Source organism: Rhizobium sp. AAP116 (assembly GCF_001295785.1).
Lineage (GTDB): Bacteria > Pseudomonadota > Alphaproteobacteria > Rhizobiales > Rhizobiaceae > Allorhizobium.
This window is the reverse complement of the sequence record NZ_LJIB01000003.1, coordinates 52,945-68,694: the sequence shown is the minus strand read 5'-3', so window position 1 is coordinate 68,694 and position 15,750 is coordinate 52,945. Positions and strand designations below refer to the sequence as shown.

The window sequence follows — 15,750 nt, the reverse complement described above, 5'->3', positions numbered from 1 at the left end:
AAGGGCGAATTTGCACTATTTTTAGCCAGCGTTGTCCGGCTTGCCAAGAGGCAAAGCTCACCGTTCGACAAAAATTCGTGCAAATGCTGGAAAAGCCGATAGCGAGCCGATAGAGCACGGTTGCGAAGGAAATGTGTCATGGACCAGGCGGGACGATGGAGCAAGAGCTGAGCGATACAATCGGTGTTGTCGTGGTTGCCGCCGGCCGTGGCGAACGCGCCGGAGCCTCCGTCGAAGGGCCGAAGCAATACAGGCGCATTGGCGGCAAGCCCGTCATCTGGCATACGCTGAAACGCTTTCTCGACTGGCCCAAAAGTGGCCCCATCGTCCTCGTCATTCACCCGGAAGATCATGGACTGCTGGAAACTGCGATTGTCGACCTGTCTCCCCGGGATTCCTTGATCGTGGTCGAGGGCGGCGCCACCCGCCAGGCCTCGGTGCTCAACGGGTTGCAGGCGCTGCACGAGCGGGGCATTAGACACGTGATGATCCAGGACGGTGTGCGCCCCTTTGTCGACGAGGCTCTTCTCGACCGGATCGCCGCCGAACTCGATGCGGGAAAACCGGCCGTGTTGCCCGCCATCCCCTTGTCGGACACAATCAAGCGCGGCGACGCCGCAGGCCTCATCACCGGCACGGTGCCGCGCAAGGATCTTTACGCGGCGCAGACACCACAGAGCTTTCACTACGCAACCATTCTCGCCGCCCACGAGCGCGCCGCGACCGAGCAAGCCGCAGACTTCACGGACGACGCCTCGATCGCGGAATGGGCTGGCATCCCCGTCCAGTTGGTTGAGGGATCAATCGACAATGTGAAACTGACCGTAAAGAGAGATATCGCCATGGCCGACGAGAAACTGAGGGCTAGCGCCCTCCCCGACGTTCGCACTGGAAACGGCTATGACGTGCACCAGCTCGAGCCCGGCGACGGCGTCACGCTCTGCGGCATCTTCATTCCGCATGATCAGAAGCTGAAAGGCCATTCCGATGCCGATGTCGCGCTGCATGCCCTGACAGACGCATTGCTCGCCACCTGCGGCGCCGGCGATATCGGCGATCATTTTCCGCCGTCGGACATGCAGTGGAAGGGCGCGCCGTCGCGTATCTTTCTCGAACACGCAGCGCGGGTCGTGCGCGGTGCTGGCGGCACGATAATGAATGCGGACATTTCGCTAATTGCCGAAGAGCCTAAGATTGGGCCACATCGTCAGGCAATGCGCGAGAAGCTCGCCGAGATCCTCGACATCTCGCTCGATCGCTGCTCGGTGAAGGCGACGACCAACGAGAAGATCGGCTTCGTCGGTCGTCGCGAGGGCATCGCCGCCATCGCCACGGCAACCGTCGTCTTTCGAGGAACGGACTGATGGGGCTCTATCCGGGAGATATCGAGCAGCAGGCCGCAGCGATCATCGCGGCCTATCGGGATCTCGGCTGGATGATTGCGACGGCCGAATCCTGCACCGGTGGCCTGATCGCCGGTGCGCTGACAGAGATTGCCGGTTCGTCGGCGGTCGTTGATCGCGGTTTCGTCACCTATACGAACCAAGCGAAGATGGAATTGATCGGCGTTTCGAGCGCAACGCTTGAAGCTTTCGGAGCCGTCTCGAAGGAGACCGCATTGCAGATGGCGCATGGAGCACTCATGCGTTCTGATGCCAAGGTGGCGGTCGCTGTGACAGGCATTGCCGGGCCAGGTGGAGGATCGGCGGAGAAACCGGTAGGGCTTGTGCATCTGGCGCTGAGAAGCCGCAGCGGGGAAGTCGAGCACAGGGAAATGCGCTATAGTGATATCGGCCGCGATCAAGTGCGGCTCGCCACTGTCAGAACAGCACTCGACATGCTGGCGCGCGCGGCTCAGCTGCCAGCGTAAATCTTGTCGGCACGCTCCTCGAAGGCTTCCGAAAACATGCGGAAGGCACGGTCGAACATTGACCCCATCAGAGCCCCGAGGATGCGGTTCTTGAATTCGTAGTCGATGTAGAAATGGACCGAGCAGGTGCCCTCGCCTGCGTCTTCGAAGCGCCAGCGATTGTCGAGATACCGAAATGGACCTTCGATGTATTTGACATCGATGGCGCGCTCGGCGGCCGTCAGCAAAACCTGCGTCGTGAAGGTCTCGCGGATCGCCTTGTAGCCCACGGTCATGTCGGCGAGCAGCAATTCCTTCCCGTCGCGTTCGCGGCGCGAGCGAATGGTTAGCGCTTCGCAGAGCGGCAAAAATTCCGGATAGCGCTCGACGTCGGCGACGAGGGCATACATACGTTCGGGCGAGTGCTTGACGAGGCGGCGGGTTTCAAACTGTGGCATGCCAGCGACTTAATGAGGAAGCCCCGCAAGATCAAGCAGGTGCGCCATTTCGCCATGGGATTTCAGGGTCACGACCGGCACGTTCGGTCCGTGACGCTCGATTTCCTGGATGATCCGCGGGGCATAGCGACGCCCAAAATTCCAGATGTAAGAGAGGAAATCGCGATCGGGCAAGGGCTCGGGGCAGCCTTCCGCCATATCCGGCCGTACCGTACCCCTGAAACGACAAACCCTCTTTGCAACGCCCAGCAGACATCTCCATCGGGGAATTCGCAACCAAAGGATGAGATCTGTGCGCGGCAGCCTGATATCGAATGATGACGAACCACTGCCGTCGATGACCCAGCCGTCGCCGTTGACAAAGGCGCCCAGTCGCTCACGCTGCTCCTACCTGCTACGCTCCTGCCAACCGGGCAGCCAGCGCACATCCCTGTCCAGGGATACATAGCTCAGGCCCAGAGCGCTCGCGAGCTTCTGCGACAGAGTGCTTTTTCCGCTGCCAGACGATCCAATCACGCAGATGCGGCGGGCTTGGCGCAGGGCTTGTGCAGCAGCACTAAACGGCTCCAATTCACGCATTTGGAGCAGTCCGTCAAGCTGCCGCAACAGGCCTGATCTGGTCGATCCCGGTCGCTGTTTTGCTGGCCAGGGCGAGGTCGTAGGTGCGCTGAAGATTGAGCCAGAACTCCGGTGTGGTCGAAAAATAGCGGGCCAGCCGCAGAGCAATTTCGGCCGTTATCGCACCATGGCCATATTGCAGGCCGTCGAGCGCAGCCCTTTCGATACCGGTGTCAGCGGCAACCTGGTCAAATGTCAGGCCGAAGTCAGCGATGAAGTCGTCAAACAACACGCAACCGGGATGGATTGGTTCTTCAGTCACATGCAGCATTGCGCACCTCAGTGATAGTCGCACACTTCGACATCAAACGCGTCCCCGTTGGCCCATCGGAAGCAGATCCGCCACTGATCATTGATGCGGATCGAATGCTGTCCCTCGCGATTTCCCTTGAGCGCTTCAAGCCGATTGCTCGGTGCACGCGCAAATCCGAAACGACATGAGCTGCGTGGATCGCCATCAGCTTTCGCCGGGCACGCTCGGTTACGTCTGGCGGAAATCCTCGGACGTTCGATGTTCTGAAAAGCTGCTCCGTCAGTTTGTCTTTGAAATCTCGTATCATGATTTCACCCAAACCGACAGAGGCAGCCTAGGCCCGAACCAATTGCAGCTTCTCCCGCGCCGCCTTCAGCCGGGCAAAGTCATCGCCGGCATGATGCGACGAGCGGGTCAGCGGGCTCGACGAGACCATCAGGAAGCCCTTGGTGTAGGCGATGTCCTCGTAGGACTTGAACTCTTCTGGCGTGACGAAGCGCTCGACCTTGTGGTGCTTGCGGGTCGGCTGGAGGTACTGGCCGATGGTCAGGAAGTCGACGTCGGCAGAACGCAGGTCGTCCATCAACTGCAGCACTTCGTTGCGCTCTTCGCCGAGGCCGACCATGATTCCGGACTTGGTGAACATGGTCGGGTCGAGTTCCTTCACCCGCTGAAGCAGGCGAACGGAATGGAAATAGCGGGCGCCGGGACGGACCGTCAGATAGTTGCCCGGCACGGTTTCCATGTTGTGGTTGAAGACGTCGGGCTTGGCCGCGACGACTCGCTCAAGGGCACCAGGCTTCTTGAGGAAGTCAGGGGTGAGGATCTCGATCGTCGTCTCGGGCGATGCTTCGCGGATCGCCCAGATCACCTTCTCGAAATGTTCGGCGCCGCCATCAGCCAAGTCGTCACGGTCGACGGAGGTGATGACAACGTGCTGCAGACCCATCTGGCGGACGGCTTTGGCCACATTGGCGGGCTCGTCAAGATCGAGCGGGTTGGGCTTGCCGGTCGCGACATTGCAGAAGGCGCAGGCGCGGGTGCAGATCTCGCCCATGATCATGAAGGTCGCGTGCTTCTTGTCCCAGCACTCGCCGATATTCGGGCAGCCGGCTTCTTCGCAGACCGTTACCAGCTTGTGGGAGCGGACGAGCTCGCGGGTCTCGTGATAGCCCTTGGATGTCGGCGCCTTGACGCGGATCCATTCCGGCTTGCGCAATACCTCGGTGTCGGGCTTGTGGGCCTTTTCCGGATGGCGCACACGCTTTTCGTCTGCAGGCGCCAGGGGTGCCGCGTTCGAAAGATTGGTCCTGTCGAGAATGGTGACCATGGTCAAAACCCTATCCCGCCGCTGGTGCGGCTAATCGAGATTACCGCCGGACAAGCCGGGCAATGAAGAGAAGGAGGCTGGCGCCAACGAAACTGGTGATAAGGTATCCGAGCCAGTCACCCTCGACAAAGATGCCGAGGCGACGGAAGATCGCCGCTGCGATTGCCGCGCCGACAATGCCAATCACGATGTTCATGAAGACGCCAAAGCGCATGTCCATCAGCTTGCCGGCAAGCCAGCCAGCGAGGCCGCCGAAGAAGATCGTCGCGATAATGCCGACTTCAAACCCTGCCACGTCGAACTCCCTTTGGATCGTCAATTTGGAACCTGCCGCCCATATAGGCGGCGAGGTCCCGTTTCACAACCTTACTTCAGGCGTTCAGCACCCGGCCATAGGCGTCGAGCACACTTTCCTTCATCATTTCCGACAGGGTCGGGTGCGGGAAGATCGTGTGCATCAGCTCTTCTTCCGTGGTCTCAAGGTTCATCGCGACAACGAAGCCCTGGATGAGTTCGGTGACTTCCGCACCGACCATGTGGGCGCCGAGGAGTTCACCGGTCTTTTTGTCGAAAATGGTCTTGATCATGCCCTGGTCTTCGCCGAGCGCGATGGCCTTGCCGTTGGCGGCAAAGGAATAGCGGCCGACGCGGATGTCGCGGCCCTCAGCCTTCGCCTTGGCTTCCGTCAGGCCGACAGAAGCGACCTGCGGGTTGCAATAGGTGCAGCCCGGGATCTTGGCCTTGTCCATCGGATGCACACCCGGAACACCGGCGATCTTCTCAATGCAGATGACGCCTTCATGCTCTGCCTTGTGGGCGAGCATCGGCGGACCGGCGACGTCGCCGATCGCGTAGAGGCCCGGCACGTTCGTCTTGCCATAGCCATCGATGACGATGCAGCCGCGATCGGTCTTCACACCCAGCGCTTCGAGGCCGAGGTTCTCGATATTGCCCTGGACGCCGACGGCTGAGATCAGGCGGTCAGCGGTAATGGTCTGGATCTTGCCGTCCTTGGTCTCGACATGGGCAGTGATGGAGTTTGCACCCTTCTCGACCTTGGAGACCTTGGCTTCGGTAATGATCTTCAGGCCGCGCTTTTCCAGCTGCTTGCGGGCGAAGGTGGAAATCTCCACATCCTCGACCGGCATGATGTTGGCCATCAGCTCGACAACGGTGACGTCGACACCCATCGAGCGATAGAAGGAGGCGAATTCGATACCGATCGCACCCGATCCCATGACGACCAGAGACTTCGGCATAAAGTCCGGCTTCATCGCTTCGAAATAGGTCCAGATCAGCTTGCCATCAGGCTCGATGCCAGGGAGGGCACGCGGACGCGCACCCGTCGCAACGATAATGTGCTTGGCGGTGTAGGTGCCCTCACCCAGCACACCCTTCGGAACCGGGTTCTGCGGTTCGACGACGGGCTTCGACATCTTGCCGACGACCACTTCGCCGGGCTTCGAAAGCTTGGCCTCGCCCCAGATGACGTCGATCTTGTTCTTCTTCATTAGGAAGCCGATTCCACCGTTGAGGCGTGCCGAGACGCCACGCGAACGGGCGACGACTTCCTTGACATCGGCAGTGATCGTGCCGTTAAGCGTCAGACCGTAGGCCTTGGCGTGGTTGGCGTGGTCGAGGATCTCGGCTGAGCGCAGCAGCGCTTTGGTCGGGATGCAGCCCCAGTTGAGGCAGATGCCGCCCAGATGCTCGCGTTCGACGATCGCGGTCTTCAGGCCGAGCTGGGCCGCACGGATGGCGGTGACGTAACCGCCGGGGCCGGAGCCGATGATGATGACGTCGTAAGCGTTCGACATAGGTGCTTCCACTCCTCGGTTTCTTGCGAGCCTCCGCTCAGGCGGAGGCCCGTTTCGGGACTGGAAGCGAGACCCTCAGGCTGCGGGTGTCTCGGCCTCCGGTTCATGACGAACCAGCATCCCGTAGATTTCATCCTTGAGCTGCATCCGCTTCTTGCGCATTTCCACGACATGGAAGTCGTCTGCAGGCTCGACGTCTGTTTCAGCGCGGTGGATGGCCCGGTTCACCTCATGATAGGTTTCGAACAATCTCGCGAAATGACCATCCGTTTCCTTCAGATGACGCATCAGCGCGACGTGTTCCGGGAATTCCACTGCCAGTTCGTGCGGTGTGTTCGACATGATCCCATCTCCTCTTGTCGGGGTTGATGGGTACAAGTTAGACGCAGCGCACAAGACCTCCTTGATTTTGATCAACGCGCCCTGCCAGAGGATGCAGGATGCGGTCTTTCTTCAAAGTCCAAGCATCATGCGGACGACAGGCTCAACACCGCGACCGATCGCACGGGTGTTTTCCGCATCGAGATGGATGCCGTCGAGCGGCGTGGTCTCTGCGACCGATCCTGCGTCGAAGAAGGCGCATCCCGATTCGTCTGCTGCATCGCGGTACATGCTAGCGAGCATGGCGCCTTCGTCCACCGAGTGGTTGAACATGGCGCCGAACACCGAATTGGCCGTCTCGCGGATCGCCGGCGGCGCGACGATCAGGATTTCGGGCTCGTCGAACTCGAAACCCCAGTCGTGCTTCTGAACGAGCTTGACCAGCCGCTTGACGCCACTGGTCGCGCCGATGGCCGTGCCCTGAATGCCCCGCTTGAGGTCATTCGTCCCCAGCATGATGATCACAAGATCGATCGGCTTGTGCGTTGCGAGAAGCGTCGGAAGCAGCTTGGTTCCGTTGCGCTCGCAATCGCCCAGATGATCGTCATAGGCGGTGGTACGACCGTTCAAGCCCTCGGCGATCACCCTGACCCCGTGGCCGAGCGCCTTTTGCAAGACACTCGTCCAGCGGACCTCATAGGCATGGCGACCCAGATTCACCGGGTCATATCCCCATGTCAGGCTGTCGCCGTAAGCGAGAACGGTCTTCATCTTAACCGCCCCCGGTTCAGACCAGCATACCCATCGGATTTTCGATGTAGCGCTTGAAGGCACCGAGCAGTTCGGCCCCGAGCGCGCCATCGACGCAGCGATGGTCGGTCGAGAGCGTCACGGTCATGACATTGGCGATCTTCATCTCGCCGTTCTTGACCACGACCCGCTCTTCGCCGGCGCCGATCGCAAGGATCGTTGCATGCGGCGGGTTGACCACGGCCGAGAAGCTCTTCACGCCCATCATGCCCATGTTGGACACGGCAGTCGTGCCGCCCTGGTATTCCTCGGGCTTCAGCTTGCGGTCCTTGGCGCGCTTGCCGAGGTCCTTCATCTCGTTGGAGATGGTGGACAGGCTCTTTTCCTCCGCCTTGCGGATGATCGGAGTGATCAGGCCGCCGGGGATCGAGACCGCCACACCAACATCGGCATGCTTGTGCTTGACCATGTTGGTGTCGGTCCAGGAAACGTTGGCATCTGGCACGTCGCGCAGCGCGAGAGCCAGTGCCTTGATCACCATGTCGTTGACCGAGAGCTTGTAGGCCGGCTTGCCGTCTTTTTCGGGGGCTGCTGCATTGAGCTGGGCACGAAGTGCCAGCAGCGCATCCAGTTCGCAATCCACGGAGACGTAGAAATGCGGAATTGTCTGTTTGGATTCCTGCAGGCGCTTGGCGATCGTCTTGCGCATGCCGTCATGCGGCACGAGCTCGTAGGAGCCTTCGGCGAAGTTCTTGAGAACAGCTTCTTCCGAGGCGCCCTTGGCCATAACCGGGGCAGCTGCGGCAGTTGCCGCTGCTGCTGGCGCCGGGGCAGCCTTTGCACCACCGGTGCTGACGGCCTTTTCGACGTCGCTCTTGACGACGCGGCCCTTCGGACCGGAGCCAGAGACTGCCTTCAAGTCGAGACCGGCTTCCTTGGCGAGGCGACGGGCGAGCGGCGAGGCAAAGACCCGTTCCCCGCTCGACGCTGCCGGAGCAGCCGACGCGGCAGCAGGAGCCGGCGCTACAGCTGCAGCCGTGGCGGGCGCAGGTGCTGCTTCCGCCTTCGGAGCAGGAGCCGCCTCAGCCTTCGGCGCGGACGAGCCGCCACCAGCAGCAGCAGCGGCTGCGACGTCCTCGCCTTCCTCAGCAAGGATCGCGATCAGCGCATTGACCTTCACGGCCTCTGTGCCGGCGGGAACAACGATCTTTGCGACGATGCCTTCATCGACGGCTTCCACTTCCATGGTCGCCTTGTCGGTCTCGATCTCGGCGATCACGTCGCCGGACTTGACCTTGTCGCCTTCCTTGACCAGCCACTTGGCCAGATTGCCCTCTTCCATCGTCGGAGACAGGGCCGGCATGGTGATATTGATCGGCATGACCTTGCCCCCCTTACTTGTAGCAGACGGTTTTGACGGCCTGAACGACTTCGGCAACGCTCGGCAGTGCCAGCTTTTCAAGATTGGCCGCATAAGGCATCGGAACATCCTTGCCGGCGATCGTGAGGATCGGCGCATCGAGATAGTCGAAGGCCTGCTGCATGACGCGGGTCGCAATTTCGGTGCCGACGGAGGACTGCGGATAGCCTTCCTCGACGGTGACCAGGCGGCCGGTCTTCTTGACGGATTCGATGACGGTCGGCAGGTCCATCGGACGGATGGTCCGAAGGTCGATCAGTTCGACGTCGATGCCTTCCTTCGCCAGCTCCTCGACGGCCTTGACCGAATAGGTCATGCCGATACCGAAGGAAACGATGGTCGCGTCCTTGCCGGTCTTGTGGATGCGTGCTTTGCCGATCGGCAGGACGAAGTCATCCATCTTCGGCACTTCGAAGGAGTGACCGTAGAGGATTTCGTTTTCCAGGAAGATGACCGGGTTCGGATCGCGGATGGCCGCCTTCAGCAGCCCCTTGGCGTCAGCCGCCGTGTAGGGCATCACGACCTTCAGGCCCGGGATCTGGCTGTACCAGGCAGCGTAGTCCTGGCTGTGCTGGGCGCCAACGCGGGCAGCTGCGCCGTTCGGACCACGGAAGACGATCGGGGCACCCATCTGGCCGCCGGACATGTAGAGCGTCTTGGCAGCCGAGTTGATGATGTGGTCGATCGCCTGCATGGCGAAGTTGAAGGTCATGAATTCGACGATCGGCTTCAGGCCGGCCATTGCCGCACCAACGCCGAGACCGGCAAAGCCATGCTCGGTGATCGGGGTGTCGACCACGCGCTGGGCGCCGAATTCCTGCAGAAGCCCCTGCGTGATCTTGTAGGCGCCCTGATATTCAGCGACTTCTTCACCCATGATGAAGACGTCAGGATTGGCGCGCATTTCCTCGGCCATGGCTTCGCGCAGCGCTTCACGCACCGTCATCGTCACCATTTCGGTGCCGGCCGGGACGTCCGGATCGGCAGCGACTTCAACCTTCGGAGCAGCCGGAACGGCCGCAGCAGCAGGCGCTTCAGCTGCCGGTGCGGATACAGGCTCGGCGGCAGCAGGCGCTGCCTTCGGAGCAGGTGCCGCATCGGCACTTTCACCATCCTGAAGCAGAACGGCGATCGGCGTATTGACCTTGACGTTCTCGGTTCCGGCCGCGATCAGCAACTTGCCGAGCACACCTTCATCGACGGCTTCCACTTCCATGGTCGCCTTGTCGGTCTCGATCTCGGCGATCACGTCGCCAGACTTCACGGTGTCGCCTTCCTGCTTGATCCACTTGGAAAGCGTGCCTTCTTCCATTGTCGGAGAAAGGGCGGGCATCAAAATTTCGATCGGCATGGGTTCCCTCCCCGATTACAGAAGAATGTCGGTGTAGAGCTCGGAAACATCCGGCTCCGGATCGGCCTGGGCGAAATCGGCACTGTCCGCGACAATGTCACGCACATCCTTGTCGATCGCCTTGAGCTGGTCTTCTGAGGCCCAGCCATTCTCGAGGAGACGAGCCTTGACCTGTTCGATCGGATCCTGCTCCGACCGCATCTTCTGCACTTCTTCCTTGGAGCGATACTTCGCCGGGTCGGACATCGAGTGGCCGCGATAGCGATAGGTCAGCATTTCAAGAATGATCGGACCCTTGCCGGAGCGGCAATGTTCAAGCGCCTCATCGGCGGCTGCCTTCACCGCGCGCACATCCATACCGTCAACCTGGACGCCGGGAATGCCGAAGCCGGAGCCGCGCAGCGAATAGTTCGACTGTGCCGTGGCGCGCGCCGTCGAGGTGCCCATGGCGTAACGGTTGTTCTCAACGATGTAGATGATCGGCAGCTGCCAAAGGGCAGCCATGTTGAAGCTCTCGTAGACCTGGCCCTGGTTTGCAGCGCCGTCGCCGAAATAGGCAACAGCAACATTGTCATTGCCGCGATACTTGTTGGCAAATGCAAGACCGGTTCCGAGCGAAACCTGCGCGCCGACGATGCCGTGGCCACCATAGAAATGCTTCTCTTTCGAGAACATGTGCATGGAGCCACCCTTGCCCTTCGACAGGCCGCTGCGGCGACCCGTGAGCTCGGCCATGACGCCGCGGGCACTCAAGCCGGCTGCGAGCATGTGTCCATGGTCGCGATAAGCGGTGATGACCTGATCACCTTCCTTCTGCGCCATCTGCATGCCGACAACGACCGCTTCCTGGCCGATATAGAGGTGACAGAAGCCCCCGATGAAGCCCATGCCGTAAAGCTGGCCGGCCTTCTCTTCGAAACGGCGGATCAGAAGCATTTCACGATAGGCGTGAAGCTCTTCATCCGCGCCGAATTCGGGTGCGTTTTTTCCGGTGAATTCCTTGCCGGCCGACTTGGCCGAAGACTTCCGACCGTTCGCAGCTGCTGGCTTGCGAGGCGCCATGCATCCCTCCCATGGGTTTATTATGGTCCAGAGTTGGGGACAGAATAGGGAAGAAAGAGGACGGCGGCAATGCCATAAATGCATGGCTCACATTCGCCGCAAGCAACTGTAATGACTAAAAAATTTACGATTAACTCAATTCAGGTTAATCAGAAATAGGTGTTGAAGATGACGATTTCGTCCGGACGCGACATGTTGAGCTGATAACGCGCCTTTTCGTCGATGATATCCTCATCGAGAGAGCCGTCACTCAAGAGACTGACATCCTTTTCAAGGACGGTCCGCTGGGCGACGAGCGCCTCAAGCTCCGATGCGCGCTCCTGCCGGATGCGCTCGAATTCTTGCCCCGCCCTGAGGCCGTAATCACCATGGATGGAATGGTAGCCGAAATAGGACAGGAAAGCGACGGTGATAGCGGGAAGAATGAGACGGCCGTATTTCTTCTTCTTGTGATGCCTGGTCCACATGCCGACAAATGCCCTGAAACGCGAAACTTGTCGCAAGAGTAACCGTCAGATCTTAACCGACCGTTGACCCTAATCGCAGCGCAAAAGAAAAAGCCCGCGCCGGGGAACCGGCACGGGCTTCGAAGGAATTCGACCGAGATCAGCCGCGCAGGATCGACGAGCCTGCGTAAACGGCCTGCGGTCCGAGTTCTTCCTCGATACGGATCAGCTGGTTGTACTTGGCGGTACGGTCAGAGCGGGCCAGCGAGCCCGTCTTGATCTGGCCGCAGTTGGTGGCAACCGCGAGATCGGCAATCGTCGAGTCCTCGGTTTCGCCCGAGCGGTGCGACATCACGGCCGTGTATGCGGCGCGGTGCGCGGTCGAAACGGCGTCGAGGGTTTCCGACAGCGAACCGATCTGGTTGACCTTGACCAGGATGGAGTTGGCCACGCCCATCTTGATGCCGTCGCGCAGGCGGGCCGAATTGGTGACGAAGAGATCGTCGCCGACGAGCTGGATCTTCTTGCCGACCTTGTCGGTGAGCGCCTTCCAGCCGTCCCAGTCGTCTTCGGCCATACCGTCTTCGATCGAGAAGATCGGGTACTTGGCAGCCAGCTCGGCGAGGTATTCGGCCATGGCTTCCGGCTCAAGCGTGCGGCCTTCACCTTCCAGCACATACTTGCCGTCCTTGAAGAATTCGGTCGAGGCACAGTCGAGCGCGATGTGCATGTCTTCGCCCGGACGATAGCCGGCCTTCTCGATCGACTTCATGATAAAGTCGAGGGCGGCAGGCGCGGAGGCGAGACCCGGCGCAAAACCGCCTTCATCACCGACATTCGTGTTGTGGCCGTCGGCAGCGAGCTGCTTCTTCAGCGTGTGGAAGACTTCCGAACCCATGCGAACGGCGTCGCGGATGCTGTCGGCACCGACAGGAACGATCATGAATTCCTGGAAGTCGATCGGGTTGTCAGCATGCGCGCCGCCATTGATGATGTTCATCATCGGAACCGGCAGGACATGGGCGTTCGGGCCGCCGACGTAACGGTAGAGCGGCAGGCCAGAGGACTGGGCTGCAGCCTTGGCGACGGCGAGCGAGACGCCGAGGATGGCATTGGCGCCGAGGCGCGCCTTGTTCGGCGTGCCATCGAGCTGGATCATCAGGTTGTCGATCTGGATCTGGTTCTCGGCATCGTGACCGCCGATCGCATCATAGATCTCGCCGTTCACGGCTTCGACCGCCTTTTCGACGCCCTTGCCGAGATAGCGCGAACCACCGTCACGCAGCTCGACGGCTTCATGCGCGCCGGTCGATGCGCCCGAGGGAACCGCAGCGCGGCCCATGCTGCCATCTTCGAGATAGACGTCGACCTCGACGGTCGGGTTGCCACGGCTGTCGAGGATCTCGCGGCCGATGATGTCGGTGATGGCGGTCATGTTCGCTCCCTGTAGACGGAAATTGGACAAGGCTCGGTAGGCCGATCGCAAGCCAGAAGCCAGCGGACCCGCCCGTTGAGTCATCCTCTCTTATCCGATGATCGGGAAAATACAATGACGGATCAGAGCCGAAACGAACGAAATCTAATCGATTTAAACGGCGATGACCTGCGGCGCTTCCGGTTCAACCGATTGAAGCGCCGCGATAGGACGATCAGGATGCCTTGGCGATGTCGTCGAAGGCGATGAGTTTTTCGAGCAGACGACGCATGTCCGTGATCTTGACCATGTTCGGGCCATCTGACGGTGCGTTGTCCGGATCCTGATGAGTCTCGATGAAGAGGCCACCGACACCGACGGCAACAGCTGCACGAGCCAGCGTTTCGACGAATTCCCGCTGGCCACCAGAGGACCCACCCTGCCCGCCCGGCTGCTGGACCGAATGGGTGGCGTCGAACACGACAGGTGCGCCCATGGCCGCCATGATCGGCAGCGAGCGCATGTCGGAGACCAGCGTGTTGTAGCCGAAGGAGGCACCACGCTCGCAGAGCAGGACGTTCGGATTGCCGGAACCGGTGATCTTGTTCAGGACGTTCTTCATGTCCCAGGGCGCCAGGAACTGGCCCTTCTTGACGTTGATCGCCCGACCGGTCTTCGCCGCAGCCACCAGCAGGTCTGTCTGGCGGCAGAGGAAGGCCGGGATCTGCAGGATATCAACAGTCGGGGCAACGGCGGCGCATTGCTCTTCCGTGTGGATGTCGGTCAGGACCGGAACGCCGAATTCCTTCTTGATGTCGGCGAAGACTTCCATCGCCGTTTCCAGGCCAATGCCGCGCTCAGCAGACAGCGAGGTGCGGTTCGCCTTGTCGAAGGATGACTTGTAAACGAGACCGAGCCCGAGTTCGCGGCAGAGCTCGACGAGCTGGCCGGCGATCATGAAGGCATGGTCGCGGCTTTCCATCTGGCAGGGACCAGCGATCAAGGCAAAACGGCCCTTCTGGGAGAAGACGGCCTTGGCCGGGCCTTCGCCAACGATGACTTCCGAATTGGGGGACACGCTCATTTCAACTCCTCGAAGGCAAAGGTAACACCCTGCCCCTCTTCCGGCGCGACGACGAGGCGTGCGCCCGTTTTTTGATAGGTGACGCCCTTAGCAGCGAGGCAGGCTTCTGTCACGCCGAGATCATCAACCGCGAAAACCACGGCTGCCCCGACGAGCCCCCGTTCCGACACCGCCACGTCCTGTCCGAAGTGAAGCCGGAAACCCTCCGGCGTCAGGACATCGACGGACGTATGGGCGGCCTGGATGGAGAGGCCGAAGGAATGGGCCGTGACATCGCGCTGGTCGAGGACCATTTCCAGCAGATATTGGAAGTCGCTCGGGTTCTCTTCGACCAGCACCACGCTTCGAATCCCTGCTGCGCCATTGGCATGTACGAGCAGAGGACCCCGATCGGTCGGGAGAGGATTGATGCGCTGACAGGCGAAGGCGAAGAAATCAGGCGCGCGCAGGTCTGCGGCAAAGGCGAGGCGGAACGAACCCTCCGCGGTCCGCCCATCCGGAAAACGAAACTGGCGCGCGAAATCAAGCACAGGGCCGGCGCTCATGCCGTCTTGGCGATACTGCGAATCGTCAGCCAACGCGTCGTGCGTCTTCACGACAATGGCGGAGAGGCCCTCGCCTCGTCGAAAGCGAAAGGCCTGATCGCGAGCGACAAAGACATTGCCCATGCGCGCTGCTTCCAGACAGTCCTCTCGGCTGCCGACCGCCAGCGGTTCCAGATAGGTGTCGTCAGCGAAGAACACACAGGCATTCTCCGTGCCGAACGGGTGGCGGGCATCCGCCGCAACGGTAAAGCCGAGACGCCCGAGCCTGTCGCGGGCGGTTTCGAGCTCGAAGACCGGCAGGACGAGATGATCGATGGCGCGGGCTGAGGAAATGGGATTGGACATGTTTGCTCTCGATTAATTCTTCAGTTTTGAGAATTGTGCGCCTTGCTTGAAAGGGTCTCGATCGCCTGGCGCAGCGCATAAATCTCCTGGCGCGCCTCGCGCAGCTCTTTCACCACCTCCTCGTCGATCTTGTGGTGCAAGGCCAATACCTCGATCTCTGCCTTGAGATTGATCTCGTAGTCTTTCGCCGCCATGAAGCGATCCCGCTCGGTCTGGCGGTTCTGGCTCATCATGATGATGGGTGCCTGGATGGCGGCGAGCATCGACAAGAGCAGGTTCAGGAAGATGAACGGATAAGGATCGAGCGCACCTGTTGCCAGAATCACCGTATTGAGGATGACCCAGGCGACCAAAAACAGCATGAAGCCGATGATGAAACCCCAGGAACCACCGACCCGTGCGATGTCATCAGCGACCCGCTGGCCGAACGTGGCATGAGCCAGAAAGTCCTCGCCGGCATTGGTCGACACCGTGCGTCGCTCGCGCGCCCGCTTCAGCACCTTCTGCTCTGCTGACGAAAGATCGGATGACGACTTCCCCAGAACGAGCTTCTCGATATCCTTCAGCATTTACAGCATCCTTGAGGGCGGTTTGCCTGATGTGTGGGGGCGGATCTGCACTCTCCCCTGCAACACGCCAAAATCCGACAGTTTCAAGACCTTTGTCCGCGGCTATCGCATTTTATCA

Annotated in this window: 17 protein-coding genes and 2 pseudogenes; 2 read left to right on the top strand and 17 right to left on the bottom strand. The window is 60.5% G+C overall.

The genetic code is table 11. The features are described from left to right. Positions 1-155: 155 nt before the first annotated feature. Both IP85_RS02420 and IP85_RS02415 read left to right on the top strand, forming a co-directional pair. Positions 156-1,364, top strand: a complete 1,209-nt coding sequence (locus tag IP85_RS02420) for a bifunctional 2-C-methyl-D-erythritol 4-phosphate cytidylyltransferase/2-C-methyl-D-erythritol 2,4-cyclodiphosphate synthase (protein WP_156322710.1) — start codon at positions 156-158, stop codon at positions 1,362-1,364. Continuing rightward, positions 1,364-1,870: a CinA family protein gene (locus IP85_RS02415; protein ID WP_054148074.1), complete on the top strand. Its 507-nt coding sequence runs from the start codon at positions 1,364-1,366 to the stop codon at positions 1,868-1,870. Before IP85_RS02420 ends, IP85_RS02415 begins: the two co-directional genes overlap by 1 nt. On the opposite strand, the gene IP85_RS02410 is transcribed toward IP85_RS02415, so the two are convergent. The 17 genes and pseudogenes from IP85_RS02410 to IP85_RS02335 form a co-directional block, all read right to left on the bottom strand. After that, positions 1,855-2,307, bottom strand: a complete 453-nt coding sequence (locus IP85_RS02410; protein WP_054148073.1) for a type II toxin-antitoxin system RatA family toxin — start codon at positions 2,305-2,307, stop codon at positions 1,855-1,857. The genes IP85_RS02415 and IP85_RS02410 overlap by 16 nt on opposite strands. 9 nt (positions 2,308-2,316) lie before the next feature. Continuing rightward, positions 2,317-2,886, bottom strand: a pseudogene (locus IP85_RS22475) (AAA family ATPase). A gap of 13 nt (positions 2,887-2,899) precedes the next feature. Next, the gene (locus tag IP85_RS02400; RefSeq protein ID WP_054148072.1) at positions 2,900-3,196 is read right to left on the bottom strand and encodes a HigA family addiction module antitoxin; all 297 of its coding nucleotides are present in this window, start codon (positions 3,194-3,196) and stop codon (positions 2,900-2,902) included. Between the two features lie 8 nt (positions 3,197-3,204). Then, positions 3,205-3,485: pseudogene (locus tag IP85_RS21830) on the bottom strand (type II toxin-antitoxin system RelE/ParE family toxin). Positions 3,486-3,512: 27 nt separating this feature from the next. Beyond that, positions 3,513-4,508, bottom strand: coding sequence for a lipoyl synthase (lipA, locus tag IP85_RS02395; protein ID WP_054148071.1), 996 nt, complete (start codon positions 4,506-4,508; stop codon positions 3,513-3,515). Between the two features lie 40 nt (positions 4,509-4,548). Further along, the gene (locus IP85_RS02390) at positions 4,549-4,803 is read right to left on the bottom strand and encodes a GlsB/YeaQ/YmgE family stress response membrane protein (RefSeq protein WP_054148070.1); all 255 of its coding nucleotides are present in this window, start codon (positions 4,801-4,803) and stop codon (positions 4,549-4,551) included. A gap of 76 nt (positions 4,804-4,879) precedes the next feature. Beyond that, positions 4,880-6,325, bottom strand: coding sequence for a dihydrolipoyl dehydrogenase (gene lpdA / locus IP85_RS02385; protein WP_054148069.1), 1,446 nt, complete (start codon positions 6,323-6,325; stop codon positions 4,880-4,882). Between the two features lie 75 nt (positions 6,326-6,400). Further along, positions 6,401-6,667 carry a YdcH family protein gene (locus IP85_RS02380; protein WP_054148068.1) on the bottom strand — a complete coding sequence of 89 codons (267 nt, stop codon included), beginning with the start codon at positions 6,665-6,667 and terminating at the stop codon, positions 6,401-6,403. 111 nt (positions 6,668-6,778) lie between these two features. After that, entirely contained in the window at positions 6,779-7,417 is a 639-nt protein-coding gene (locus tag IP85_RS02375; protein WP_054148067.1) for an SGNH/GDSL hydrolase family protein, read from the bottom strand. A gap of 16 nt (positions 7,418-7,433) precedes the next feature. After that, positions 7,434-8,777 (bottom strand): pyruvate dehydrogenase complex dihydrolipoamide acetyltransferase, encoded by a 1,344-nt coding sequence (locus tag IP85_RS02370; protein WP_054148066.1) that lies wholly within the window; start codon positions 8,775-8,777, stop codon positions 7,434-7,436. A 13-nt stretch (positions 8,778-8,790) separates the two neighbouring features. Beyond that, positions 8,791-10,167 carry a pyruvate dehydrogenase complex E1 component subunit beta gene (locus IP85_RS02365; protein WP_054148065.1) on the bottom strand — a complete coding sequence of 459 codons (1,377 nt, stop codon included), beginning with the start codon at positions 10,165-10,167 and terminating at the stop codon, positions 8,791-8,793. A 15-nt stretch (positions 10,168-10,182) separates the two neighbouring features. Further along, the gene (gene pdhA, locus IP85_RS02360) at positions 10,183-11,229 is read right to left on the bottom strand and encodes a pyruvate dehydrogenase (acetyl-transferring) E1 component subunit alpha (RefSeq protein WP_054148064.1); all 1,047 of its coding nucleotides are present in this window, start codon (positions 11,227-11,229) and stop codon (positions 10,183-10,185) included. A gap of 149 nt (positions 11,230-11,378) precedes the next feature. After that, the gene (locus tag IP85_RS02355) at positions 11,379-11,696 is read right to left on the bottom strand and encodes a septum formation initiator family protein (RefSeq protein ID WP_054148063.1); all 318 of its coding nucleotides are present in this window, start codon (positions 11,694-11,696) and stop codon (positions 11,379-11,381) included. Between the two features lie 139 nt (positions 11,697-11,835). After that, positions 11,836-13,110, bottom strand: a complete 1,275-nt coding sequence (gene eno, locus IP85_RS02350; RefSeq protein WP_054148062.1) for a phosphopyruvate hydratase — start codon at positions 13,108-13,110, stop codon at positions 11,836-11,838. A gap of 214 nt (positions 13,111-13,324) precedes the next feature. Further along, the gene (gene kdsA, locus IP85_RS02345; protein WP_054148061.1) at positions 13,325-14,173 is read right to left on the bottom strand and encodes a 3-deoxy-8-phosphooctulonate synthase; all 849 of its coding nucleotides are present in this window, start codon (positions 14,171-14,173) and stop codon (positions 13,325-13,327) included. After that, complete coding sequence (locus IP85_RS02340; protein ID WP_054148060.1) at positions 14,170-15,063, bottom strand: VOC family protein; 894 nt, start codon at positions 15,061-15,063, stop codon at positions 14,170-14,172. The genes kdsA and IP85_RS02340 overlap by 4 nt, the downstream gene beginning before the upstream one ends. Positions 15,064-15,083: 20 nt before the next feature. Continuing rightward, a complete protein-coding gene (locus tag IP85_RS02335) occupies positions 15,084-15,632 on the bottom strand; it encodes a DUF1003 domain-containing protein (protein WP_054148059.1) in 549 nt (182 codons plus the stop codon). Positions 15,633-15,750: the final 118 nt, after the last annotated feature.